Annotated in this window: 20 protein-coding genes, 2 pseudogenes and 1 riboswitch; of the genes and pseudogenes, 6 read left to right on the top strand and 16 right to left on the bottom strand. The window is 63.0% G+C overall.

What is annotated here, in order from left to right:
- Positions 1-218: 218 nt before the first annotated feature.
- The 4 genes from ileS to MAFF_RS33515 all read right to left on the bottom strand — a co-directional run bounded on the left by ileS (position 219) and on the right by MAFF_RS33515 (position 6,214).
- Positions 219-3,200: an isoleucine--tRNA ligase gene (ileS, locus tag MAFF_RS33530; RefSeq protein WP_080512000.1), complete on the bottom strand. Its 2,982-nt coding sequence runs from the start codon at positions 3,198-3,200 to the stop codon at positions 219-221.
- Positions 3,201-3,487: 287 nt separating this feature from the next.
- Positions 3,488-4,291 (bottom strand): MipA/OmpV family protein, encoded by an 804-nt coding sequence (locus MAFF_RS33525; protein ID WP_032929781.1) that lies wholly within the window; start codon positions 4,289-4,291, stop codon positions 3,488-3,490.
- A 130-nt stretch (positions 4,292-4,421) separates the two neighbouring features.
- Positions 4,422-4,634: a hypothetical protein gene (locus MAFF_RS33520; protein ID WP_010915469.1), complete on the bottom strand. Its 213-nt coding sequence runs from the start codon at positions 4,632-4,634 to the stop codon at positions 4,422-4,424.
- Positions 4,635-4,657: 23 nt separating this feature from the next.
- Complete coding sequence (locus MAFF_RS33515; protein WP_044550152.1) at positions 4,658-6,214, bottom strand: acid phosphatase; 1,557 nt, start codon at positions 6,212-6,214, stop codon at positions 4,658-4,660.
- A gap of 136 nt (positions 6,215-6,350) precedes the next feature.
- On the opposite strand from MAFF_RS33515, the gene MAFF_RS33510 reads away from it, so the two are divergent.
- A complete protein-coding gene (locus MAFF_RS33510; protein ID WP_010915467.1) occupies positions 6,351-6,905 on the top strand; it encodes an HdeD family acid-resistance protein in 555 nt (184 codons plus the stop codon).
- A gap of 1 nt (position 6,906) precedes the next feature.
- On the opposite strand, the gene MAFF_RS33505 is transcribed toward MAFF_RS33510, so the two are convergent.
- Positions 6,907-7,887 (bottom strand): bifunctional riboflavin kinase/FAD synthetase, encoded by a 981-nt coding sequence (locus MAFF_RS33505; RefSeq protein WP_010915466.1) that lies wholly within the window; start codon positions 7,885-7,887, stop codon positions 6,907-6,909.
- A 6-nt stretch (positions 7,888-7,893) separates the two neighbouring features.
- Entirely contained in the window at positions 7,894-8,754 is an 861-nt protein-coding gene (locus MAFF_RS33500; protein ID WP_010915465.1) for a TIGR01459 family HAD-type hydrolase, read from the bottom strand.
- A 497-nt stretch (positions 8,755-9,251) separates the two neighbouring features.
- Here MAFF_RS33500 and MAFF_RS33495 point away from each other — a divergent pair, with 497 nt between their 5' ends.
- Together MAFF_RS33495 and MAFF_RS33490 are read left to right on the top strand one after the other, a co-directional pair.
- Positions 9,252-11,237 carry a TadE/TadG family type IV pilus assembly protein gene (locus MAFF_RS33495; protein WP_193364001.1) on the top strand — a complete coding sequence of 662 codons (1,986 nt, stop codon included), beginning with the start codon at positions 9,252-9,254 and terminating at the stop codon, positions 11,235-11,237.
- 201 nt (positions 11,238-11,438) lie between these two features.
- Positions 11,439-12,071, top strand: a complete 633-nt coding sequence (locus MAFF_RS33490) for a LysE family translocator (protein WP_010915463.1) — start codon at positions 11,439-11,441, stop codon at positions 12,069-12,071.
- Positions 12,072-12,115: 44 nt separating this feature from the next.
- Here MAFF_RS33490 and MAFF_RS33485 read toward each other — a convergent pair whose 3' ends face one another.
- Together MAFF_RS33485 and MAFF_RS33480 are read right to left on the bottom strand one after the other, a co-directional pair.
- Positions 12,116-12,940, bottom strand: coding sequence for a DUF2189 domain-containing protein (locus MAFF_RS33485; protein WP_044551676.1), 825 nt, complete (start codon positions 12,938-12,940; stop codon positions 12,116-12,118).
- A gap of 172 nt (positions 12,941-13,112) precedes the next feature.
- Positions 13,113-13,498: pseudogene (locus MAFF_RS33480) on the bottom strand (VOC family protein).
- A 109-nt stretch (positions 13,499-13,607) separates the two neighbouring features.
- Here MAFF_RS33480 and MAFF_RS33475 point away from each other — a divergent pair.
- Entirely contained in the window at positions 13,608-14,831 is a 1,224-nt protein-coding gene (locus MAFF_RS33475) for a pilus assembly protein TadG-related protein (RefSeq protein WP_044551673.1), read from the top strand.
- Between the two features lie 78 nt (positions 14,832-14,909).
- Positions 14,910-15,425 (top strand): CAP domain-containing protein, encoded by a 516-nt coding sequence (locus tag MAFF_RS33470; RefSeq protein ID WP_010915459.1) that lies wholly within the window; start codon positions 14,910-14,912, stop codon positions 15,423-15,425.
- Between the two features lie 93 nt (positions 15,426-15,518).
- Here MAFF_RS33470 and MAFF_RS33465 read toward each other — a convergent pair whose 3' ends face one another.
- The 8 genes and pseudogenes from MAFF_RS33465 to MAFF_RS33430 form a co-directional block, all read right to left on the bottom strand.
- Complete coding sequence (locus MAFF_RS33465; RefSeq protein ID WP_010915458.1) at positions 15,519-17,054, bottom strand: DHA2 family efflux MFS transporter permease subunit; 1,536 nt, start codon at positions 17,052-17,054, stop codon at positions 15,519-15,521.
- Positions 17,055-17,363: 309 nt separating this feature from the next.
- Positions 17,364-18,542 carry an HlyD family secretion protein gene (locus MAFF_RS33460; RefSeq protein ID WP_032929768.1) on the bottom strand — a complete coding sequence of 393 codons (1,179 nt, stop codon included), beginning with the start codon at positions 18,540-18,542 and terminating at the stop codon, positions 17,364-17,366.
- Complete coding sequence (locus tag MAFF_RS33455; protein ID WP_010915456.1) at positions 18,539-19,012, bottom strand: MarR family winged helix-turn-helix transcriptional regulator; 474 nt, start codon at positions 19,010-19,012, stop codon at positions 18,539-18,541. The genes MAFF_RS33460 and MAFF_RS33455 overlap by 4 nt, the downstream gene beginning before the upstream one ends.
- A gap of 142 nt (positions 19,013-19,154) precedes the next feature.
- A complete protein-coding gene (locus tag MAFF_RS33450) occupies positions 19,155-20,204 on the bottom strand; it encodes a FecCD family ABC transporter permease (RefSeq protein ID WP_010915455.1) in 1,050 nt (349 codons plus the stop codon).
- Positions 20,204-21,151: an ABC transporter substrate-binding protein gene (locus MAFF_RS33445; RefSeq protein ID WP_010915454.1), complete on the bottom strand. Its 948-nt coding sequence runs from the start codon at positions 21,149-21,151 to the stop codon at positions 20,204-20,206. Before MAFF_RS33445 ends, MAFF_RS33450 begins: the two co-directional genes overlap by 1 nt.
- A gap of 47 nt (positions 21,152-21,198) precedes the next feature.
- Positions 21,199-21,987, bottom strand: a complete 789-nt coding sequence (locus MAFF_RS33440; protein ID WP_010915453.1) for an ABC transporter ATP-binding protein — start codon at positions 21,985-21,987, stop codon at positions 21,199-21,201.
- Complete coding sequence (locus MAFF_RS33435) at positions 21,984-22,451, bottom strand: DUF1636 family protein (protein ID WP_244420687.1); 468 nt, start codon at positions 22,449-22,451, stop codon at positions 21,984-21,986. The genes MAFF_RS33440 and MAFF_RS33435 overlap by 4 nt, the downstream gene beginning before the upstream one ends.
- A gap of 22 nt (positions 22,452-22,473) precedes the next feature.
- Positions 22,474-22,679, bottom strand: a riboswitch (cobalamin riboswitch).
- A 127-nt stretch (positions 22,680-22,806) separates the two neighbouring features.
- Positions 22,807-23,221: pseudogene (locus tag MAFF_RS33430) on the bottom strand (transposase).
- Between the two features lie 59 nt (positions 23,222-23,280).
- Here MAFF_RS33430 and MAFF_RS33425 point away from each other — a divergent pair.
- Positions 23,281-23,781 (top strand): hypothetical protein, encoded by a 501-nt coding sequence (locus MAFF_RS33425; RefSeq protein ID WP_044550146.1) that lies wholly within the window; start codon positions 23,281-23,283, stop codon positions 23,779-23,781.
- Positions 23,782-23,828 lie beyond the last annotated feature (47 nt).

Raw genomic sequence — 23,828 nt, 5'->3', positions numbered from 1 at the left:
AAAGTCCCACTCTAGACAGCCTCTCGATCGCCACCGGTCTTATGACCGGTCCCCATCGTCCAAGCACTTGCGACGGAAATCCGGCGACAATTTGTCTTCCGGAGTTTCGCGTGTTTACCTCAACCGCTCGTTAAGGGCAACGCACGGGCGGATTTGCACCGTCCGGCGTGGCATTTGTGCACTATTGATCGCGCGGCAAAGTTTTGGGCGACATGCACCTAAAGCCGGCCGAGCGCCTTCAGCTCGTGTAGCACGGCGGCATCGCGTGCTGAGACATCGGGAAACGCAGGATCCTGCCCGACATCGGCCGTGTAGCGCCAGGAACGCGCGCATTTGACGAGGCCGCGATCCTCGGCCTTCTCGACCACCACGGCGACGCCCCTGACATCATCGAGGGTGAAGGCGCCTTCCGGCGCCTGGCCATGAGCAATGACCAGATCGCTGGTGATCGCCATCTCAGCCATGTCGACGTCCGCTATCGCCGCCTCGAGCGCCGCGTCGTTGATGGTGACCACCGGCACCGCCTCCAGCGAGGAGCCGATCACCTTCTGGGCACGCGCGATCTCGAGCGCGCCGGTGACGACGCGGCGCACCTGCCGCACCTTGCGCCATTTTTCCGCCAGCGCCTCATTCTTCCAATCCGCCGGAATTTCCGGGAACTGGTCGAGATGCACCGATACGGCGTCTGGATGCCGGTCGAGCCAGGCCTCTTCCATGGTGAAGGGCAGCATCGGCGCCAGCCATTTCACCAGGCAGTCAAAGAGATGGCGCACCACCTGCACCGACGCCTTGCGCTTCACGCTCGACGGCGCGTCGCAGTAGAGCGCGTCCTTGCGGATGTCGAAATAGAAGGCCGACAGCTCGACCACCATGAAATCGACGAGCGCGCGGGTGATGCGCTTGAACTCGAAGGCGTCGTAACCCTGGCGCACCACCTCGTCGAGTTCGGCCAACCGATGCAGCATCAGCCGCTCCAGCTCCGGCATCGCTTCCAGCGGCACGGTCTCGCCATCGTCATGGGCGAGCGTGCCCAGCATCCAGCGAATGGTGTTGCGCAGTTTGCGGTAGGCGTCGATATTGGTCTGCAGCACGTTCTTGCCGAGCCGCTGGTCTTCCCAATAGTCCGTCGTCACCACCCACAGGCGCAGTATGTCGGCGCCGGATTGCTTGATGACGTCCTGCGGCACCACCGTGTTGCCGAGCGACTTCGACATCTTGCGTCCGTCCTCGTCCATGGTGAAGCCATGGGTGACGACGGTGTCGTAAGGCGCCCTGCCCCTGGTGCCGCAGCTTTCGAGCAGCGAGGAGTGGAACCAGCCGCGGTGCTGGTCGGAGCCTTCCAGATAGACGTCGGCCGGCCATTTCAGGTCAGGGCGATCCTCCAGCGTGAAGACATGCGTCGAGCCCGAATCGAACCAGACGTCGAGGATGTCCATCACCTGCTTCCATTTGGACGCATCGTGGTTGCCGAGGAAACGTTCCTTGGCGCCGGCCGCGAACCAGGCGTCGGCGCCCTCTTCCTCGAAGGCGTCCATGATGCGCTGGTTGACCGCCTCGTCCTTCAGCACGTTGCCGTCCTCGTCGGCGAAGACGGCGATCGGCACGCCCCAGGCGCGCTGGCGCGACAGCACCCAGTCGGGGCGCTCCTCGATCATGGCGCGGATGCGGTTCTGGCCGGCAGCTGGGACGAAGCGCGTGTCGTCGATGGCCTTCAGCGCGCGGCTGCGCAGCGTCGTGCCGTCGCCGAGGTCCTTGTCCATGTAGACGAACCATTGCGGCGTGTTGCGGAAGATCACAGGCTTCTTCGACCGCCAGGAATGCGGGTAGCTGTGCTTCAGGCGGCCGCGCGCGAAGAGCGCGTTGCGCTTGATCAACTCGTCGATGACGGCCTGGTTGGCGTTGCCCTTCTTGCCATTGTCGTCGATGACACGCGCCGCCCCGCCCTCGCGATCCGGGCCGAAGCCTGGCGCATCCCTGGTGAAGAAGCCGGCATCGTCGACAGTAAAGGGGATCACCGTGTCGATGCCACGTGCGCGCAGCTGGGGTGCGGCGTCCATCCAGGCGTCAAAATCCTCGCGGCCGTGGCCGGGCGCGGTGTGGACGAAGCCGGTGCCGGCATCGTCGGTCACATGATCGCCCGCAACCATCGGCACCGGGAACTCGTAACCGCCGCCGAGACCCTTGAACGGGTGTGAAAGCACAAGATTTCCAAGCTGTTCGGCGCTGACGTGGTGAAGGCGCTTCAAGGTGATCTTTGCCTTGGCCTGGCTTTCCGCGGCCAGCGCGTCGGCGAAGATCAGCTTCTCACCCGGCTCCGGGCCAAAGGCATTCTCGGCCGCCGTCACCTCGTAGAGCCCATAGGCGACGCGCGGCGAATAGCTGACGGCGCGGTTGCCCGGGATGGTCCACGGCGTCGTCGTCCAGATGACGACATGGGCGTCCAGCAGATCCAGCGACCGGTCGCTCAGGTCCGGATTGAGCTCCGCCGGCTGCCCGTCCACGACATTGGCGACGACAAGATTGGCCACCGGGAACTTCGCCCAGATCGTGTCGGACTCATAGTCCTGGTACTCGATCTCGGCCTCGGCCAATGCGGTGCGCTCGACGACGCTCCACATCACCGGCTTCGATCCGCGATAGAGCTGGCCCGACAGGGCGAATTTCAACAGTTCGCCGGCGATGCGCGATTCGGCGTGGAAAGCCATCGTCGTATAGGGGTTCTTGAAGTCGCCGATGACACCAAGCCGCTGGAATTCGCCGCCCTGCACCGTGATCCAGTGCGCGGCGAACTCACGGCATTCCTTGCGGAACTCGTTGACCGGCACCTCGTCCTTGTTCTTGCCCTTGGCGCGGTACTGCTCCTCGATCTTCCACTCGATCGGCAGGCCGTGGCAGTCCCAGCCTGGCACGTAGGTCGAATCATAGCCGCGCATCTGGAACGAGCGGGTGATGACATCCTTGAGGATCTTGTTCAGCGCATGGCCGATATGGATGTTGCCGTTAGCGTAGGGCGGGCCGTCATGCAGCACATATTTCGTGCGGCCGGCCGCACTCTCACGCAGCTTGGCGTAGAGGTCCATGTCCTGCCAGCGCTTGACCAGCACCGGCTCCTTCTCAGGCAAGCCGGCGCGCATCGGGAAATCCGTCTGCGGCAAATAAAGCGTCTTGGAATAGTCGATCGTTTCAACAGTGTCGGTCATTGATCTGCCATCTGCGTAGCCCGTCGGCACAAAGCCCGGGCGTTGAGGTCTTTGATTGACGCATATCGTTTCCCAAAACCGGACCCACTTTGGGGCGATATGCGTCGATGTTCTGAAAAAAAGCGCGAGGGCGCGCGCGAAACTCCCGGCGGTTCCGGCGGCGCTCAGGCCACCCGGAACACCGGGCCAGTAATTCGTATCGCGATCGCGAAAAGGCGCGAAAAGCTCATCATCGCGTGGCTTTTAGCGGAGATGGACGCAGGAATAAAGCGTCTCGTTCGATTCGCCTACATCTTGAAGTCGAAGCGATAGGTGGTCGACACACCGACCATGAACTGGTTGCGGTCGCCGCGCTCCCTGACCAGGCTGGAATCGGCTGCCGGCCCCTCCAGGCGCGAATATTCGCCGAACAGGCTGGCGGTCATCGGATCGGTCACCTTCCAGGTCACCGCACCGCCGAGGCCGACGGATTTCAGGCCGCCACCGGGATTGTACTGGCTCAGGCCCGAGGCCACGGCTTCCTGCGCATTGACGCCATAATAGGCGTCGAAATAGTTGGCCGAGGCGAAGGACACGCGCGGGCCGCCCGAAATCCTGACGGTTGGCGTCACATCGTAGAAGGCGTCGGCGGCGATATCGGCGACAAAGCCGTTATGGGCACGGATGCCATGCCGCAATTCGGCACGCGCGCGCATCCAGTCCGTCGGATAGAATTCGAAGAAGCCGCCCACTTCGCCGCCCCAGCGCACCGGATCGAGTCCCTCGAGTTCGTCGTCGCTGCTGCGCGAAAACAGGAACTTGCCGGTCAGACCGGCGCGGACACCGCCATCATCGACCAGCGCCAGCGAAATATTGTCGTTGCGCGAGGTGAAGCGAGCCTGGGGACCGGCCTTGCCCAGGGAGATGATGGGCTGGGCGCTGAGCATGTATTTCTTGCCGCCTTCGAAATTGGGCGCGACCATGCCCGTGGCGCCAACGGTCAGGTACCAGTCGCCGGACAGCCAGCCGAAGGGGCCGTCGCCGGCCTCGGCCGCGGAAGCGCCCAGCAAGGAGGCGGTCAGAAGCAGCGGAATCGCCCGGACAATACGCATCGATACCCCATACGCGAAACACGCCGGAACAAACACCCGGCATCGCTCAAGCCATGGCGCCAGTTCGGTAAAATTTGACTTAACATCCGTAACAGTTGCGTCTGCCAACCTTGTGTCCGGCCGCGCCGGATCAGGTGCGGCGCGACGCACTCGGCAGGTCCAGCAGCCCTCTCACGGTCTTGCTGCCCTTGCCGGCAATGCGTGCCGATCCGTCGTCACCCACCTCCACCGTTGCACCGTTGGCAAAGCTTAGCGACCAGCCGTCGCCCTTGGCGTTACGGCGGCGGTCGGTAAGCTCGATGCCGGCAGCGGTCACAAGGGCGACGATCCCGTCAGCGTTCATCGTTTTCCTACGGACACCGGCCTTCAATTGAGGTCGAGCCCGGCGGTAAGATCGCCGAGCGGCGGTTCGCCATGCGCGGCGACGGCCCTGTCGCGAACCACGATGCCGTGCAGCACCGGCAGTTCGAAGCGTTCGGTGATGAAGCGCAGGATCGAAGTCGTGTCATAGGGCGTCTGATCGATATAGCCGTGCTTGGCGAAGGGCGAAACGATGATGGCGGGGACGCGGGTGCCCGGCCCCCAGCGGTCGCCCTTGGGCGGAGCGACGTGATCCCAGATGCCGCCATTCTCGTCATAGGTGACGACGACCAGCATATGCTGCCATTGCGGGCTTTTCTCCAGATGGGCGACGACGTCGGCGATATGGCGATCTCCGGCCTCGATGTCGGCATAGCCGGAATGCTCGTTGACATTGCCCTGCGGCTTGTAGAAGGAGACCTGTGGCAGGGCGCCGTCGTCGATCGCCTGGATGAAGCTAACGCCGCCCAGCCCACCGTCGCGCAAATGTTCGCGCCTGGCTTCGGTGCCCGGCGCGTAATTGGCATAATAGTTGAACGGTTGGTGGTGGTACTGGAAATTCGGAATCGGCGACTTGTTGCCGTGGTCGAGCGTGTACTGCCAGGCGCCCGAATACCATGCCCAGCTGATGTGCTTGAGGCTAAGCATGTCGCCGATGGTCGGCTCCGTCTGGGGCGGCAGCGTGGTGGGCTTGGCCGGATCCGCAAGGAGCGGGTCGCCGCCAGGCGCCGGATCGGTGCCGCTCGGTTGGTACGGCGGCTGCATCGTGTTCACCGCGTGGAAATCCGGCGTCAGATTGCCATCGGAGACAAATTTCGGAATGCCGTCGCGCGCCGATTTCGGCGAATTGTCGGCGATCTTCAGCGCTGTGCCGCTATCATCCGTCACCGAAATCGACGGTTTGGCCGGGCTCTTGTCGGCATCGGCGTAGTAAGGCGCGCAAGCGCAGATCAGCCATTGGTGGTTGAAAAACGAGCCGCCGAACCCACCCATGAAGAAATGATCGGCCAGCACGTATTTCTGCGCGACCGCCCACATGTCGGTCTTGGAAGCGTCCCAGTTGCTCATTGGCATGGCGCCTGAATCGGCCCAGGCAACGAACATGTCGTTCTTGCCGCCGTTGATCTGCATCTGGTTCTGGTAGTAGCGATGCCAGAGATCGTGCGTTGTGACGCTGAGCGGCACGTTGAAACCCTTCGCGTCGTTCACGGTGAACGGCGCGTTTGGAAGGTGCTCGGTCATCGCCTGCGTCACCGGCGGCGTGACGCCCTTGGCGGTCAGCCCGTCCCACACCGGCGGCAGTTCGGACAGCACCGAGCCGTCGCGGTCGCGCTGCTGTAGGCTTTCCTGGCTGGCTTTGTCGATGCCTTCGGCACCGGGAAAATGGCCATAGAGATTGTCGAAGGCGCGGTTCTCGGCGAAGATGACGACCACCGTTTCTATCTTGGTGATGCCATTCGGCGGATCGCCGGGCTGCGCTGCGAATGCGGAAGCCGCAGTGGCAGCGAACAGGGCGAGAGTTGAGGAAAACAGGGCGAGCTCACGGGATCGCTTCATTGTCATACCTCCCTGATGCAAAGCGGGATGACACCAGCTTCGCCGCGCCTTTGCAATAGCCACCGCGCTAGACGGGTAATGCCATTGGGATTACCCTCCTTCGACCGCAGGATGCGCGGCCAGATGTGGAGGGAGATGGATCATGACCTTGCAAGGCGATGCCCTGAAGAACGCGATCGGCCAGACGCGGGAAAGGTGGGGGTGGTTTGTCGGCCTGGGCGTGGTGCTGCTGATCCTCGGCGGCATTGCTTTCGGCAATCTGTTCATCGCCACGGTGGCTTCCGTCTATGTTGTCGGCTGGCTGATGCTGGTGGCCGGCATCATCGAGATCATGCATGCTTTCGGGGTCAAGACCTGGGGCCGCTTCTTCTACTGGCTGCTCAGCGGGCTGCTTTATGCGATCGCCGGATTTTTCGCTTTCGACAATCCGCTGCTGGCTTCGGCGGTGCTGACCTTCCTGCTGGCCGTTGCGCTCGTCGCTTCCGGCGCGCTGCGGGCCTGGGTCGGTTTCAGTCACCGTCCGGAACAGGGCTGGGGCTGGATCGTCGTGGCCGGCCTTATCAGCGTGCTTGCCGGCCTGATCATCGCCATGGGGTGGCCGGTCAACAGCCTGTGGGTGCTCGGCATGTTCCTGGCCATCGACCTGATCTTCCAGGGCTGGAGCTTCATCGCCATCGGACTGGCGCTGAAAAAGTAAATCAGAAGGCAATGGCCGCGTCGAGCTGCGAAAGCGGCTTGACGCCGGCCAGCAGCGCGCGGGCTTCGGCTTCATCGCGCTTCATCTGCACCACCAATGCATCGAGGCCGTCGAATTTGATCTCGCTGCGCAGGAAACCGAAGAACGAGACCTCGCTGGTCTCGCCATAGAGATCGCCGGAAAAATCGAAGACAAAGGTTTCCAGAAGCGGCGCGCCATTGTCGTCGACGGTCGGGCGGCGGCCGAAGCTGGCGACGCCGTCATGCAAAGTACCGTCGGCGCGCCGGAAGCGGACGGCATAGATCCCTTCCTTGAGGGTGGCTTCCGCGGGAAGCCTCATATTCGCTGTGGGAAAGCCGAGCGTGCGTCCGAGCTGCTGGCCACCGACGACCTCGCTTTCCACCGTGAAGCGATAGCCGAGCAGACCGGCGGCCTCCGCCACCTCGCCATCGCAGAGCAAGGCCCTGATCCGGCTCGACGAAACCACCTCTGCGCCCTCGTCGCGAAAAGCGTCGACGAGCGTGACGCCAAAGCCATGGCGTTCGCCGGCTGCCATCAGATAGGCCGGTCCGCCTTGGCGGTCCTTTCCGAAATGGAAATCGAAGCCGGTCACGGCGTGGGTGATGCCGAGCGTCCTCTCCAGCACGTCGGTGACGAAGGCTTCCGCCGACAGCGCGGCGAAGTCGCGCGTGAACGGCTGCTCGACGAGCGCGGCAAAGCCCAGCAAGGACAAGAGCCGCGCCTTCATCGGCGGCGGCGTCAGCACGAAGAGCGGGATGTCAGGCCGGAAGACCTTTCTCGGATGCGGCTCGAAGCTCAGCACCAGGGCCGGAACATCACGCTGCACTGCCTCGGCCAACGCCCGTTCGAGCACCGCCTGATGGCCACGGTGGACGCCATCGAAATTGCCGATCGCGACAACGCCGCCACGTAGATCGGCAGGCAGCGGCGCGGTCGCCGAAAGATGCTGGAAGCCTACCATTGCCACCTACTGCAGTCTGACCATGACGGCCACGGGACGATAGCCGTGCCGCTCCAGGAAGAGCCGGAGCTTGGCCGGATCCGGCCGGGATGCATCGCCATAGTCGCGGGCATGGATGCCGCCGGAGACATAGAGAACGTCGAAACCATTGTCGGCGGCGCCCTTCACATCGGTCATCATCCCATCGCCGATGGCCAATACCCGGGAACGCTCGACCGGCCGGCCAAGCACCTCCGCCACCTCCTTCATCGCGAGGTCGTAGATCGGCGCGTAGGGCTTTCCGGCGATCAGCGTGCGGCCGCCGAGCTGGGCATAGTCGCGCGCCAGGGCGCCGGCGCACCAGATGATGCGCTCGCCGCGCTCCACCATGATATCGGGATTGGCGCAGATGAATGGCAGGTTCCTGGCACGCAACCGGTGCAAAAGGTCGGCATAATCCTCAGGCTTCTCGACCTCGTCATCGAACAGCCCGGTGCATACGACGCCGGCGGCCTCGAATTCCTCGACGAGGTCGACATCGAGGCCGTCATAGAGGGTCAGATCGCGGTCGGCGCCGATGTGGAAGATCTTGCGCGGGCCTTCGGCGATCAGGTCGCGGGTCACGTCGCCCGAGGTCACCACTCGGTCGTAGGCTGACGGCGGAACGCCGATCACACTCATCTGGGCCACGACATCGGCGCTGCGGCGGGGCGAATTGGTGATGAGAACAACGGGAATACCGGCTGCCCTTGCCCTGGCCAGCGCCCCTGCAGCCGCCGGAAAATGCCATTCGCCATTGTGCACCACGCCCCAGACATCGCAAAGAATTGCCGAATAGGCTTTTGAGACGTCTTCGAGCGAGCCGACGATGTCAGGCGAATCCGCCATGCCGTTTCCTTCAATATGAGCGTTGCGAGCGCCGCGGCCGACGGTTCGCCACAGCGGGTTCGAATTATCCGAACCGATCCATGCTGTCACCAGGTTTCGCCGGGGGATCGACGCGAAGGCGCCCCTGTGCGCTCAAACGGCGCTATCCGTTGGCGCCCAAAGCACCACTGGACAGCGTTTGGGTAACGCGCGTTGAAAGGGCGGCTCAACCTTGGACATATTACGGCAACATGAAATTTAACGATTTATGACACGACCCTCACCGATTATCGATTTTGGAAAAATGATCCGGAAATTCGGAAGCTGATCGCCAAACCGCGAACGCCCTGCCCCGACAGGGCGTTCGCCTTAGACCGGATCGGGGCCGCAGGCTTGCATTGGTTAGCGCTTGGTGAAGCGTCGACCAAGCAATAGAGCGGTTTCCCAAACCCGGCCTTCAGCGTTTTGTGGAAGGCTGGCGTCAATCGAGAATTCGCCGGCGGGGGCCGCTGCAAGTCATGCATGAACTTTGGCGTCAGTTCCGCCGCGACAGGCGCGGCAACTATGCTCTTATGACTGTTGTGGCGATGGTGCCGCTGATGGGCGGCCTGGCGATCGCGGTCGACTTCACCGAAATGAACCGCGAAAAGCAGATGGTGACGAATGCGCTCGACGCCGCCAACTTCGCCACGGCGCGCCGGCTGACGGAAGGCGCGACCGACGACCAGTTGAAAGCCTATGCGCTCGACTTCTTCAATGCCAACCTGAACGATATCGATCCAGCCAGCGCGACGCTCAACGTCACCTTGCCCAGCAACACCAGCGGCGGCGGCCTGCTCACGATGACGGCGCAGCTTGCCTACAAGCCCTATTTCTATCCTGCCTTCGCCCAGCTCGTCGGCAAATCGGCAACCGATGCGAACCAGAAGATCAACTTCAGTGTCACCTCTCAGGTCAGGCTCAAGAACACGCTGGAAGTTGCCCTGGTGCTCGACAATTCCGGATCGATGACCACGCTCGGCACGGGCTCGGGCCAAAAGCGCATCGATCTTCTCAAGACAGCGTCCAAACAGCTGGTCGACACGCTGGCCCAACAGGCGGTCATGATCAAGCAGGTCGACAAGCCGGTGCAGTTCGGCCTCGTGCCCTTTGCCGCTTCGGTCAATGTCGGCCCCGCCAATGGCAACGCCTCGTGGATGGACACGGAGGGCCTGTCGCCTGTGTCGAACGAGAATTTCGACTGGTCGACGCTCAATGCGGCCAACAAATACGCCCAGCAGACCAACGGCATCTGGTACAAACGCGGCACCGGCTGGGGCAGCGAGGAAGGGCAGATGCTGACCCGGTTTTCACTCTACCGGGACATGAAGGTCGTCACCAACCACGAGCGTGTCATCAACAGCAAGCGGGTGGTTTGCGACGAGTACAATTCGAACAACACCTGCAAACGCAGCCACGACGAATATGACTACATCGATTCCTACGGTCCGTTCGCCAGCTGGCAAGGCTGCGTGGAGGCCCGACCCTATCCCTACAATGTCAACGACGCTTCGCCGTCCGGCGGCTCGGCCAACACAGGCATAGGCGTCGGTGACCCGGCAACGATGTTCGTGCCGATGTTCGCTCCGGACGAACCCGGCAATCACTGGAAGCTCACGCAGGATCCCGACGAGGCCGCCCCGGTGACCTACGGCGCGGTGAACAGCTGGTGGAACGACGATCCTACGAGCGGCACGGGCCAATCGCGGCTGCGCAACATGGCCAAATATTTCCAGCCGCGGCCGATCGATGCGCCGGCGCTGCCCGCCGGCAACGGCCCGAACTACAGCTGCACCACCAATCCGATCACACCACTGACCGATGTCAGCGTCGCCGATGGGGCCACCTCGATCAAGGCGGCGATCGACCTGATGCAGCCGAATGGCGGCACCAATGTTCCCGAGGGCATGGCGTGGGGCTGGCGGGTGGTCTCAAGCGGCGAACCGTTCACGCAAGGGCGCCGGGAAACGGAAAAAGGCAATGACAAGGTGGTGATCGTGCTGACCGACGGCGCCAACACCTACTACACGCCGTCCTCGCTTGGCTATTCGGACCCCGCCAACTCGAAGTCGACCTATGCGTCCTACGGCTATCTCAACCCCGGCTACAACGGCACCTCGGTCGGCCGCATGTTCATGGGCACGTCGAGCGCCATCGGTCAGCTCGACTATTCGAACGGCAACTACACCAATGCGCTCAACGAGCAGATGGCAACGCTTTGCAACAACGCCAAGGCGGCCAACATCATGGTGATGACGGTGGCGCTCGACCTGTCGACGACCAAGGCCAGCGACAAGCTGGCGATCGATGCGCTGAAATCCTGCTCGTCGGACTCGCGCTTCCGCAAGGACCCGACGGATCCGAGCAAACCGGCGAAGCTGTTCTGGAATGCGACCGGCGCCAGCCTGTCGAACGACTTCAAGGAAATCGGCAACGAACTGTCGAACCTGCGGGTGGTCGGCTAAGGCGCGCCGCGTCGAAACGGCGCTTTGGCTCCTTCTTTATGCATGTCGTTGTGCCGAAACCGGAGGCACTTTGGAGCGACATGCCGTAACCGCTCCTCTGGCGCAACGCCTGGTGCCGGCAAGCCCTTGCGGGCGCCTGCCGTGACAGGCAGATATTGGCGGCTCGCGGGATCGCATCGCGGGCGTGCTTGGGGACGAACAATGCCCGATACCGCCAACCATATCGCCTTCGCGCTGGTCTGCCTCGGCATGGTGCTGACGCCAGGCCCGAACATGATCTACCTGATCTCGCGCTCGCTGTCGCAAGGGCCGAAGGCCGGACTGATCTCGCTTGGTGGGGTCGCGGTCGGCTTCCTGTTCTATGTGCTGTCGGCGGCGTTCGGCATCACGGCGCTGCTGCTCGCCGTGCCCTATGCCTACGACGCGCTGCGCTTTGCCGGCGTGGTTTATCTGCTGTGGCTTGCCTGGCAAGCAGTCAAGCCGGGCGGACGTTCGCCGTTCCAGGTGCGAGACCTGCCGAAGGACAGGCCGCGCAAGCTGTTCGCCATGGGGCTGATGACCAATCTGCTCAACCCCAAGGTGGCCGTTCTCTATCTGTCGCTGCTGCCGCAATTCATCAGCATCGGCAAAGGCCATGTACTGTCGCAGCTGTTGGTTCTGGGTGCGACGCAGATCTCAATCAGCCTGACCGTCAATGCCATCATCGCGGTGACGGCCGGTTCGATCGCCACCTTCCTTGCCGGACGGCCATTGTGGCTGGTCATCCAGCGCTGGATGATGGGAGGCGTGCTGACGGCGCTGGCGCTGAAGATGGCGACCGACGCGCAGCGCTGAGCCCCTTGCAAAACCGGTTCCGACTTTTGGGGATCATGCCCCAGCTACATCGGCCGGCGGATCGGCCGGATCTGTGCCGGCTCGATCACCTTGCGGTAGAGGTGCCAGGTGGCATGGCCGAGGATCGGCATGACCACGGCCAGCCCGGCAAACAGCGGGATCGAGCCGATCACCAGAAGCACGGCAACCAGCAGGCCCCACAGCGCCATCTGCAACGGGTTTGCCATCACCGCCCGGGCCGAGGTTTCGATTGCCGAGACGGCACCGACATCGCGGTCGAGCAGCAAAGGAAAGGCGATCACCGTTGTGGCCAGCACCACCACGGCAAAGACAAGACCGGCCGCATTGCCAAGCAGGATCAGGGTCCAGCCCTTGCCCGTCGTCAGCACGTCGCGGACAAAGGCGCCGATCGAGGCCGGCGGCTGGTCGCCGAACAGGCCGGTGTAGATCGATTGCGCGGTGTACAGCCACAACAGGAACAGCGCAAACAGCATGACGCCGATGACCGCGATCGACGGCAATGCCGGGGAACGGCGCACATCCAGCGCATGGCGCCAATTCGTGTTCATGCCGAGTTCGCGCCGGCGGCTGATTTCGTAGAGCCCGATCGCGGCAAAAGGCCCGACCAGGGCAAAGCCCGACATCAAGGGATAGACGAGCTGAATGGCGTTGGAACCCGAGCTCCACTGGGTAAGGATCAGGCCGACGATCGGGTAGATCAAACACAGGAACACGTAATGGGACGGTTTTGCCCAGAAATCCTCGGCACCGAGTCTGAGCGCGTCCCAGAGATCCGCCGTGGTGATGCGGCGCACCGCGGGCTGCACATGCATCCCATAGGCGTCCGCCATGACATGAAAGCCGGCCATAACCATCCTCCCGTGTGTCGGGGGCAGTCACCGCCGTGATGGCCGCCCGCAGCTGCCACTAGTAGATGTGGCAGCATAGCCGATTTGCCAGGGGTTGTCGCCGAATCGATGATCTTGGTCGGGTCCTCACGGGATTGTCATCGCCTGCCGGCAAAAGCCGGCCGTGCGGAATCTACTGCCGCGCGTTGAAGACCGCCTCGATATGATGGCCGTCCGGATCGATGACGAAGGCGGCATAATAATGCGGACCCATAGTCGGGCCGCAGGCCCCGGGGGCGCCGTTGTCACGGCCGCCATGAGCAAGTGCCGCCGCATGAAATTGCGCGATGCTTTTACGATCCGGCGAAGGCCAGATGAAAACTCGGACCAGGCATGCGCTGCCCTTTCGGGCGACGCTTTTGTCGCCAGCTTTTCGCCGCCGCCAGGAATCCCCTAGCCCACCGCCTGGTCGGGCTCGCCGGGCCTCAAATCATCCCAGACCCTGACATAGCCGAGCGGCGCCAGCACAGCCGCCGAGCGCTCGATGTTGGAGACGCCGAAGGAGACGTGGTGCAGCATGTCCTGGAAAATCCTTGTCCTTGGCTGCTGTCGACCGCTTCTTTTGTGCCGGCAGCCAGTGCTCAATTCACGGAACATGATCGCCGACCAGACACCTTGGCGGCGGACGATGTTCACATTGAGAGGCTTCTGGCTTTCGAAGCGCGGCAACTTTGCCATGGCGACAGCCATAGCGATGCTGCCAATAATGGTTGTGGTGGCCGGCGCGATCGATCTGACCGGCACCAGTGACGACGCCGCGCAATTGCAGAACTCGCTGGACGCGGCTGGACTTGCCATCGGCACGAAGTACCTACCCAGCATGGCCGCGAGTGATGTCGCGGCACTTGGGTTGACATTCTTTGCGGCCAATTTGAGCCTCGCCGACCAGCAGGAAAACGCAGACAGCGTCTCGGCTTTTTCGGCAACCGCCAGCGGCGACCCGAGCGCCTATTACATCTCGCTTTCATCCAGCATCAACCGTCCGAGCTTCATCAATGGCGCGGCCCCATGGCCAGCTCACCGCTCGGCCACGGTCAAGATGAATCCCGGTGCGCAGGCCTGCGTTCTGGCGCTCGATCCACATGCGTCGGCCGCAGTAAGCCTGCAGGGCTCGACCGATGTCGCCATGAGCAGTTGCGTCATCGCGGCAAACTCGGATGCGTCCGATGCTGTCAGGAGGGGCGGTTCCGCGCAGATTTCGGCGGGCTGCGTCTCGACCGTCGGCGGCACGTACGGGCTTTCGCCGCCCAGCGCCAATCTCGCCTGCGGAGCCCCGCTCGAACATCAATATGCATCTTTCGATCCTCTGGCGGATGTCGTCCCTCCCGCTTACACATTGTGCCTGCCGGTCCCGAACGGCAAAAACTATACGCTGTCGCCCGGAACCTATTGCGACAAGACGTTGTCGGGAAACATCACGCTCAATCCGGGCGTCTACATCTTCCGTGGCGTCACCCTGAAACCCGGCGGCAACGGCAGCCTGACCGGTCAGGGCGTGACCTTATTCCTCATGGAGGGCTCACATATCACCATAAATGCCAATGAACAGGTGAACCTATCGCCACCCACCAGCGGTCCCTACGCTGGCATCACCATTTTCGAGAACCGCGGCAACACATCGGCCCTGACACTGAATGGCGGTGCAAATTCCGTGATCAGCGGGTTCGTCTATGCGCCGGACGCGGCGATATCCTTTGCCGGCAACTCAGATATGAGCGGTCAGGGCGACTGTCTGAGGCTTGTTGGCTTGACCGTGCAGATGACCGGAAACTCATCCATCAAAACTGACTGCGCGGCCGTATTTGGAAATCGCGAGATGTATGCCAGCCGCCTCATCACGCTTGTGAAATGAGCGGTTAACCCGCATTTCCATCTCAGATTTTTACCGCCCTGCCCGGCAAAAGCCATGATCGCCACTATGTCGGGTGGCATGACAATCGCGAAAACTGCAAACTCCCCAATCCCGAATCCGAACAGGCGCACGTTGCTCAAGGTCGCCGGCCTTGCAGCCATTGCCGCGCTTTCCGCCTGCAGCACCGTCTCTGTGCCGACGGGCGAAGGCGCAGGCGCCTCTTCTTCCGCCACGGCCACTCTGGCGGGCTTGCGCGCCACAGCCGGGCTTGGCCCGCTGGCGCCGGACGCCCAGCTCGAACAGGCGGCGCTGCAGCAGGCCGGCTACATGGCGTCGCGGGAGCGCATGAGCCACACCACGGGCTGGGGCAAGGATTTCGCATCGCGCATGAAGGACAATGGCGTGCGGGGCGCCGCGGCCGAGAACATCGCCGAAGGGCGCTTCGACCAGCAAAAACTGTTCGACATCTGGATGCATTCGCAAGGCCACCGGCGCAACATACTCGACCCGGATTTCAGCCGCTTCGGGCTCGCCTATGTCCGCGACGGACGTGACCCCGACCTGCGCTACTGGTCGCTGGTGCTCGGCAGATAGCGTCTCCCTAAAGCCGTTTCGGCTATGGGCCGGTACCAACCGGCGCGCCAATCCCACTCCACCTATACGGCCGGCGCACCGCCCGCCGCCGGCTCAGTCCATATGCGCTGCAGGCGCGCCGCCGCCGGCCGGCGCAGCCTTCGGCTTGCGCAGCAGGAAGACGAACGGGATGGCGGCCAGTGTCATTACCATCAGTATTTTGAAGTCGTTGACGTAGGAGATCATCATGGCCTGAAGATTGACCATGCGATCGACCATGGACAGCGCCATCGGATCGCCGCCCGCTGCCGCCGGCGAGACCGCCCAGAGATTGGGATTGAACGGGTTGATGAAGGCCGAAAGCTCGGCGTGGTTGATCTGGGTGTTGCGCACCAAAAGCACCGTCACGACCGAGACGCCGATCGATGAGCCAAGATTGCGTACCAGGCTGAAGAGCGCGGTTGCGTCGGTGCGGTAGCGTGCGTCGAGCGTGGCGAAGGCAACCGTCGACAGCGGCACGAACACCATTCCCATGCCCAGGCCCTGGATCACGCCGGAGCTGATAATCAGCCAGTTATCCATCTGCGGGGTGAAGCTCGCCATGGTGTAGAGCGAATGCGCGGTCAGCAGAAAACCGATGACGACGAGAATCCTGGCGTCGATCTTTCCCATGATGCGCCCGACGACGAGCATCGAGATCATCGTGCCGATACCGCGCGGACCGATGACCATGCCGATGGTGATGGTCGGATAGCCGAAGATGGTCGACAGCATTGGCGGCAGCAGCGACATTGAGGCCAGGATGAGCACACCCATGACGAAGATGAACGCCAGCCCGGTCACGAAATTCTGGTCGAGGAAAATCTTCGGATCAATGAAGGGATGGTCCGCGGTCATCGTGTGAATGATGAACACCCAGAAGCCGGTGATGGCCAAGCCGAGTTCGATCCATATCTCGACCGAGGAAAACCAGTCGACCTCGCCGCCGCGGTCCAGCATCAGCTGCAGCGCCCCGACGCCGAGCGATATCATGGCAAAGCCGAAGAAATCGAAGCTGCGCACCCGCCGCGCAACGGCCGGCAGATAGGCCGCCATGCCAAGAAAGGCGACGATGCCAACCGGCAGGTTGATGAAGAACACCCAGCGCCAGTTGAAATTCTCGGTCAGCCAGCCGCCCAGCGTCGGACCCAGGATCGGTCCCAGCATGATGCCGGCGCCCCAGATGGCCATTGCCTGGCCGTGGCGCTCCTTGGGATTGATGTCGAGCAGGAAGGTCTGCGACAGCGGCACGATGGCGGCGCCGAACACGCCTTGCATCAGCCGGAACAGCACAATGGTTTCAAGGCTCCATGCCAGGCCGCACAGCATGGAGAAGATGGTGAAGCCGACCACCGCCGTCAGGAACAATTCCTTGCGGCCGAAACGGTCGGCGAGCCAGCCAGTGACCGGCGTCATGATGGCGGCGGCGACGATATAGGAGGTCAGCACCCAGTTGATGTTGTCCGGGGAAGCGCCGAGGTCGCCGGTCATGGTTGGCAGCGCGACATTGGCGATGGTGGTGTCGAGCGCCTGCATGACAGTCGCCAGCATGAGCGCAACAGTGATCAGGCCGCGATGCGGCACTTCTCGAAATGGTTCTTGCATGCTCATGATGCGGAACTTCCAGCAGGTAACAAAAACGTGTACACAGGGGTTTCCGGGCGGCAAAGCCTTCCGTTGAGAGACCTTCATCGCGGTGGGACGCGATTATCGATGTGGGGTTTACATCGACCGAAAGTCTCTGATGAGCGGATGCCTGCCGCCCGGAAACATGAGGACCGAAGGGTCCGTGTCGAAGATTTCAGATTTCAGCCAGGCCGCGACACGGCTTGAACCAAATGCTGATCCTTCTCACCTCTCCCCTCCGACCAATCTTGGCTGTCCGCTTCCACCCGCCTGGTGCCGCGGACTTCCGCCGACTTACTGCGCGACCTCGCCAGCCGTGGCGTGGCCGAATATGGCGGGAAAGCCGCGGGCAGTGCCGGTATCGACGGTGACCGAGGCGCTCATGCCGGTCCGCAGCGCCATCTTGGCGTCGGGATCGGTCAGCTCCAGGCGCACCGGGATGCGTTGCGTGACCTTGACCCAGTTGCCGGTGGCGTTCTGCGCGGGCAGCAGCGAGAATTCAGCACCCGTTCCCGCACCGATCGCCTTGACCGTCGCCTCGAACGTCTTGCCTGGATAGGTGTCGACGACGATCTCGGCCTTCTGGCCCGGCTTCATGTTGGTGAGCTGGGTTTCCTTGAAATTGGCATCGATCCAGGTGTCATCGCTCTCGACCAGCGAAAACAGCGGCGTGCCGGAGCCGACGAACTGGCCGACCTTGAAGGACGAGGCCTGGGAGATGACGCCATCGGCGGGCGCCTTCACCGTGGTCCGCGCCAGGTCGTAGGCGGCCTTGTCGCGCGCGGCGAGCGCGGCCATCACAGTCGGATGCTTGTCGGTTTCGATGTCGGGGTTGCCGCCAAGCGCGGCCTTGGCGCTGATGATGCCCTGCTGGGCGACGGCGACCTGCTGCTTTGCCTTGTCGAGGTCGTTGCGGGCCTGATCCAGCGACGATTTGGCGTTGATGCCCTTCTGCGCGAGATCGGCGGCGCGGTCGTACTGCGACTGGGCGTAGTCGACTTCGCTGCTGGCGGACTTCTCCTGCGCCATCGACTGGCTGTAGGCGGCGCGCAGCTGCTCGACATTGAGGCGCGCGGCGGCAACCGCGGCGTCGGCCTGGGCAAGCGCGATGCGATAAGGCTCGGGATCGATGGTGAACAGAAGGTCGCCCTGCTTGACCATCTGATGATCTGTTATGGCGACCTGGACGATGCGGCCGGCCGTGTCCGAGGCGATCGACACCTTGGCCTGCTGCAGATTGGCGTTCTCCGTCTCCTGGTAGCGTCCGCCGGTCACCCAGATATAGCCGCCACCGATGACCAGCGCCGCCGGCAAGGCAAGCATCAAGAAGAAGCGGCCCGTGCGGCGCTTCTTCTTCGGCGCCGGGACCGGCTCCACAGGGGGAGCAACCGCGACTGGAGCGGCAGCCGGCTGGGCCGGCGCTTCCATCTCCACCTTGGCGGCGTTTTCGTTGACTTTGGCTACCGCGTTCATGCTACTGCGCCTTTCGTAGGCTCGACTTTTTCCGACGTATCGCCGTCGGCGAGATTCTGCGCCATCGCATCGAGCGCCCTGATCAGGACGCGGCGATCCTCCGGCGAAACGCCGACGAGCGATTCCTCATAGACTTCGCCGGCCAGGCTCTTGACCTCGGCATAGGCGGCACTCGCCTTGGCGGTCGGGAAGATCATGCGCACGCGGCGGTCGGCGGCGTCGGCGCGGCGTTCGATCCAGCCGCCCTCTTCCATCCGGTCGACGAGGCGCGAGACACTGATCGGCTCGATTTCGAGCAGTTCCGCGAGCCGGGCCTGGGTGACGCCCTCTTCCTTGGCGACACGCACCATCAGGCGCCATTGCGCAGACGACAGGCCGAGCCCGCTGGCGCGCGTCTCGAAACGCTTGCGCATCAGACGCTGCACGTCGTGGATCAGAAATCCCAGTCTGTCTATGCCATCAGAAACCATGAGCGCTATATATAATAAGCGTGCTTACTATTCAAGATGCCTCATTGCAACAAATGCCGGCAAATGTGCATGACGGTCGCGCAACGCGATCTTGGTTAGTGATTGGTGAACGCCCTCGTCTCCTCGAAGACAGCCGCCATGTTCACAGCCGGTTTCTCACGACGAGCGTGACGACGAAGAAGGCGCCAAGCGAGCTGGTGATGATGCCTATCGGCAGCTCCTGCGGCGGCAGCAGCGTTCGCGCCAGAACATCGCTTGCCAGCAACAGCACCGCCCCGAACAGCGCACAGCTGGCGATCAGGCGCATATGCAAGGGACCGGCCAGCGGCCGTGACAGATGCGGGATCATCAGCCCGACAAAGCCGATGACGCCGGCGACCGAGACGAGAATTGCCGTCGAAAAGGCGGCGACGAGAAACGTCGTCCTGCGCATCCGCGCCACCGGCACGCCGAGGCTCTCGGCGGCACTCTCACCGGACAGGAAGGCGTCCAGCCTGCGATGGTTCCACAGCCCGTAGGCTGCAATCGTGCCGGCGCCCAAGGCGCCCAGCCAGACATTGTCCCAGCGCGCCAGCCCGAGCCCGCCCATCGTCCAGAACAGCACCGAATGGGCGGCGCGCTGGTCGCCGGCAAAGACCAGATAGTTGGTCAGAGCCGTGAACAGGAAGGAGACGGCAAGGCCGGCGAGGATCAGCCGTTCCGGCCCCTGCCCCCTCACCCGTGCGACCAGCAGCAGGACGATGCAGGCGGCCAGAATGCCGCCGGTGAAGGCGGCGACCGGCAAGGTCCAGATGCCAAAACTGTCACCGAAGACAGTGATGACGGAAACAGCTCCGGCGGCCGCCCCCGACGACAGACCGAACAGGAAGGGATCGGCAAGATCGTTGCGGGTCACCGTCTGCAGCAAGGCGCCGGTGATGCCGAGGCCGCCACCGACACAGACCGCCAGGATCGTGCGCGGCAGCCGCAGATCGACGACGATCTTGCCGACCGGACCCGACACCTGGTGCTCGTTCAACCCGACGGCATGGCCAAGCGAGGCGATGACCTCGGTCAGCGGGATCAGCGTCGAACCATAGGCGATCGACAGCAGCACGAGGGCGACGACCGCCACCGTGCCCGCCACCATCGCCAGCGCGAATGCCTTGTGCCGGGAAAGCGCACCGGATTTATGCCCGGGGGCAAGGAGCATCAGAACGCTTCCGGATGCATCGCCCTGGCGATCTTGGCGATCGCCTCGATGTTTGCCGGCCCGGGCGTCAGTTCGGCATAGCGTAGGGCCACGAAGCGCTCATTCTTGACCGCGTCCGTCTCCTTCATGGCCGGGTGGGCCTTCAAGAAATCGAGCAGTTTCTTGTAGCCGCCGCCATCCTGGTAATCGAGCAGGATGAGGAATTGCGGATTGCGCGACGCCACGGTTTCCCAGTCCGTGTTGCCCCAGCTGGTGTCCATGTCTGCCATGATGTTGTCGCCGCCGGCCGCGGTGATCATGGCGTTCGGAATGGCGAATTTTCCGGCTGTGAACGGCTTGTCCTCGCCTGAGTCATAAAGGAACACCCGCGTCCCCTTGCGGTCGCCGACTTTCGTCGTGATGTCTGCCAATTGCGCCTTCCAGCCGGAGACGAGCTTCTCCGCGTCCGCCTCCTTGCCGAAGATCTTGCCCAGCTTTTCGACGTCGCCATAGAGCAGGTCCATGGAAGCGGCCGGGCGGTTCTTGTCGAGATGGACGCAGCTTTCGGTCAGCACCAGTGTCTTGATGCCGTGCGGGGCGAGCGTGTCGGGCGTCACGTCGCCGCCGGGCTTCATGCCATAGTACCAGCCGGCGAAGAAGAAATCGGGCTCGACGGCGACGAGGTTCTCGAGCGTCGGGTATTTGGGCGCCAGTTCCGGGATGGAACCCTGCTCGGCCTTGAATTCGGGGCCGACCTTGTACCATCCGGTGATGCCGGTCAGGCCGACGATCGACGGCTGCAGCTTCAGCGCGAAGGCCATCTCGGCCATGTTGAGATCATGGATGACGGCGCGCTTGGGCGGTGCATCGAAAGTCAGCGGCTTGCCGCAGCTGTCGACCGTGACCGGGAAGGCGAAGGCTGTCGAGGCCAGCAGCGAGAAGACGAGCGACAGGGCGAGACGTTTCACGGATTTTGCTCCTTGGCTGAACGGTGTCGGACGGGGGATGGGTTCGATCAGGATGGCGGCGCGGCGCGGTTCGGCACATCGAAAACCGTGAGTTCCCGGTCTTCGGTCGGATGGCGAAGGCGAAACACGTCGACGCCGAAAATCTCGCGGATCAGCTGTTGCGTCAGCGCTTCGCGCGGCGCGGCCAGCGCATGCAGCCGCGCTTCGCTCATCACCGCGACCCTGGTGGCGAAGGGCGCCACCAGAGCCAGATCGTGCAGCACCGCGATCACCGTCATGCCGAAGCCGGCCACGAGTTCGAGCAGCTCGCCACGGGCGCGCGGATCGAGATGGTTGGTCGGCTCGTCGAGGAACAGGACTTTCGGTTGCTGCGCGATGGCGCGCGCCAGCTGGGCGCGCTGGCGTTCACCGCCCGACAGCGAGCCGATGCTGCGGCCAAGCAGCGCCAACAGGCCGGTCCGGCGCAACGCGTCGACGACGATGTCGCGCTCCTCGCTCCTGCGCCTCAGTCCAGCATGTGGGACGCGGCCGAGCTCGACATAGTCGATCACCGCCAGCCGTGGGTCCGGCTGGTCGGTCTGGCCGACGACGGCGATGTGCAAGGCGCGCTCGGCGGTCGAGATCCTGTCCAGGCGGCGCCCACCAAGCTTCACCTCGCCCGCACTTGGCCTGAGCATGCCCGACAGCATGCGCAGCAGCGTGGTCTTGCCGGCGCCATTGGGGCCGATGATGGCAAGACGATCGCCTGTGGCCACCGACAGGCTGACGGCGTGGACCAGATCCCGGCCATTCGCCATGGCGCGGAGGTCGCGAGCTTCGAGGAGTGGCGTTGTCATCGGCTGTCGCCCGCAAGCTTGCCCGGCCCGGGAATGCGGGCCAGCGTCTTGCCGGCCAGTCGCGGCGGACGCTGTCCGGAATTGCACCAGCCGTCGGCGAGCGAGGCGTAAAGCCCGGCAAATCGCACGAGATCGCCGGCGTCGGCCTCGGCGTCGATGGAACCGAAGAGATAGGAAGCCTTGCCTGGCGCCTGGAAGGCCACGGTCAGCGGCCGCGCACAGCCCGCCATGCATTCGACGCCTTCGACCGTGAAGCCATGCGCCACGGCGGGTTCATGGCAGGCCGAGAGCCGGGAACGCAAATCCGCACACAGGCTCTCACCCGACCTGATGCCGGTCGGGACGTCGCGGCAAAGCGTGCATACGATGATGCGATGATCGATGGCGCCGTCCAACTTTCCGTCACTTTCCAAAACTGGCGACGGAAGGATGCTGGCGAGCCGGCCGACAAGACCGACGTCCACGTCTCCTCCCGGCACACCCCGTCCGGTCAACTCAGTGATGGCAGGTCTCCTGGCTCGCGGGTCTCAGCGCAATCCTGCCTTCCCAGCCTTGCCGGCCAGTGGCATGTCGGATCTTGCTCTCCGCTTACAGTTGCGGGGGCAGCCACGGTCTCGACCTTTTGAGGTCTCACCGTGTTCCCTTTTCACCCCTTGCCTTTCGGCGCGGGGACCATCACGCACCCACCGTAGATTTCCATCGATCGCATCGCAACGAGTTTTTGCGATGTCGCTGCACTCCACACAATATGTAATAACATTACGTTTGAAGTGATGTTTCGCGACGATGTCAAGCTTGGTGTTGCGCACACGCCCCCGGCTAGGACGTAGACTCATTATCGCGTAGCCAGATGCGGACTGAGACGAGTTTGAGGGCAGCGAGGTAGTTTTCCGCCAGTTTGTCGTATCGGGTTGCGATCCGGCGGAACTGCTTGGCCTTGTTGAAGAAGCGCTCGACGAGGTTGCGTGCCTTGTAGAGGAAGGCGCTGAAGCAGATCGGGTCCTTGCGGTTGGCCTTGGGAGGGATGTTGGCCCAAGCCCTTCGCTCGGTGGCGGCATTGCGCAAGGCGTTGGCATGACAGCCCTTGTCGGCGCGCACCGGAGCGCAATCCCCAGAAGATGCCATTGAGAACCCGCCGATCATCCACGCGCGGCACGCCTCGCGGCTTGTTGGGCAGATGCGGCTGGATCGCGCGCCATTCGAAGTCGGTTAGGTCGTATTGGTTCGTGGGCAGTCTGAATCACAAACTGGCGCAGGCTTGACCGCACCGTGGAAGGCGGACATGAAAGGTCGATGATGAGCGAAGATATGCCCCAGTTGTTCTACCCAGGCATGCCGGAGCGCACGGAGCCTTGGACAGGTGACTACGAAATCTTATGGAGCATCTACATACGCTGCAACAACAGGCAGAAGCTCCGCCGTGTTCACATCCCTGCACTCGAAGCGATCATTGGCCAGCCCCACGGTGGACGAGGTTGGGTCATCGAGAAAGAGAACGACAATCCGGGAGAATTGAGATTGATGGCCACCGAAATCCTGGCCGGCTCCTACTCTGATGCCATGCTCCTTTCGTTGCTCAGGAAGCTTTACGCGCTCAGGCCACACTGGCATCTCACCGCAAGGCTAAACGCTGAGCATCCTCGCGGCGTCTATATTATGGCCACCTATGCGGAGAAGGAACCCAGCAGCGCCGCCCCTGCCGTATCCAACATCATGGTTGAGTTGCAGCCGGACTTCTCATGCTTGATCGATGGCACCACATCGCATCGCAGCGGGAGCGGCAAAGCGTTTTGATGACCTCCTGTGGTGAGGCCGTTGGACGGACGCCTCTTACCATTCTC

Origin of the sequence: Mesorhizobium japonicum MAFF 303099, from assembly GCF_000009625.1 — a bacterium.
Taxonomy (GTDB): Bacteria; Pseudomonadota; Alphaproteobacteria; order Rhizobiales; family Rhizobiaceae; genus Mesorhizobium; species Mesorhizobium japonicum.
The sequence above is the reverse complement of the archived record's forward strand: the minus strand, read 5'-3'. Positions and strand labels throughout refer to the sequence as shown.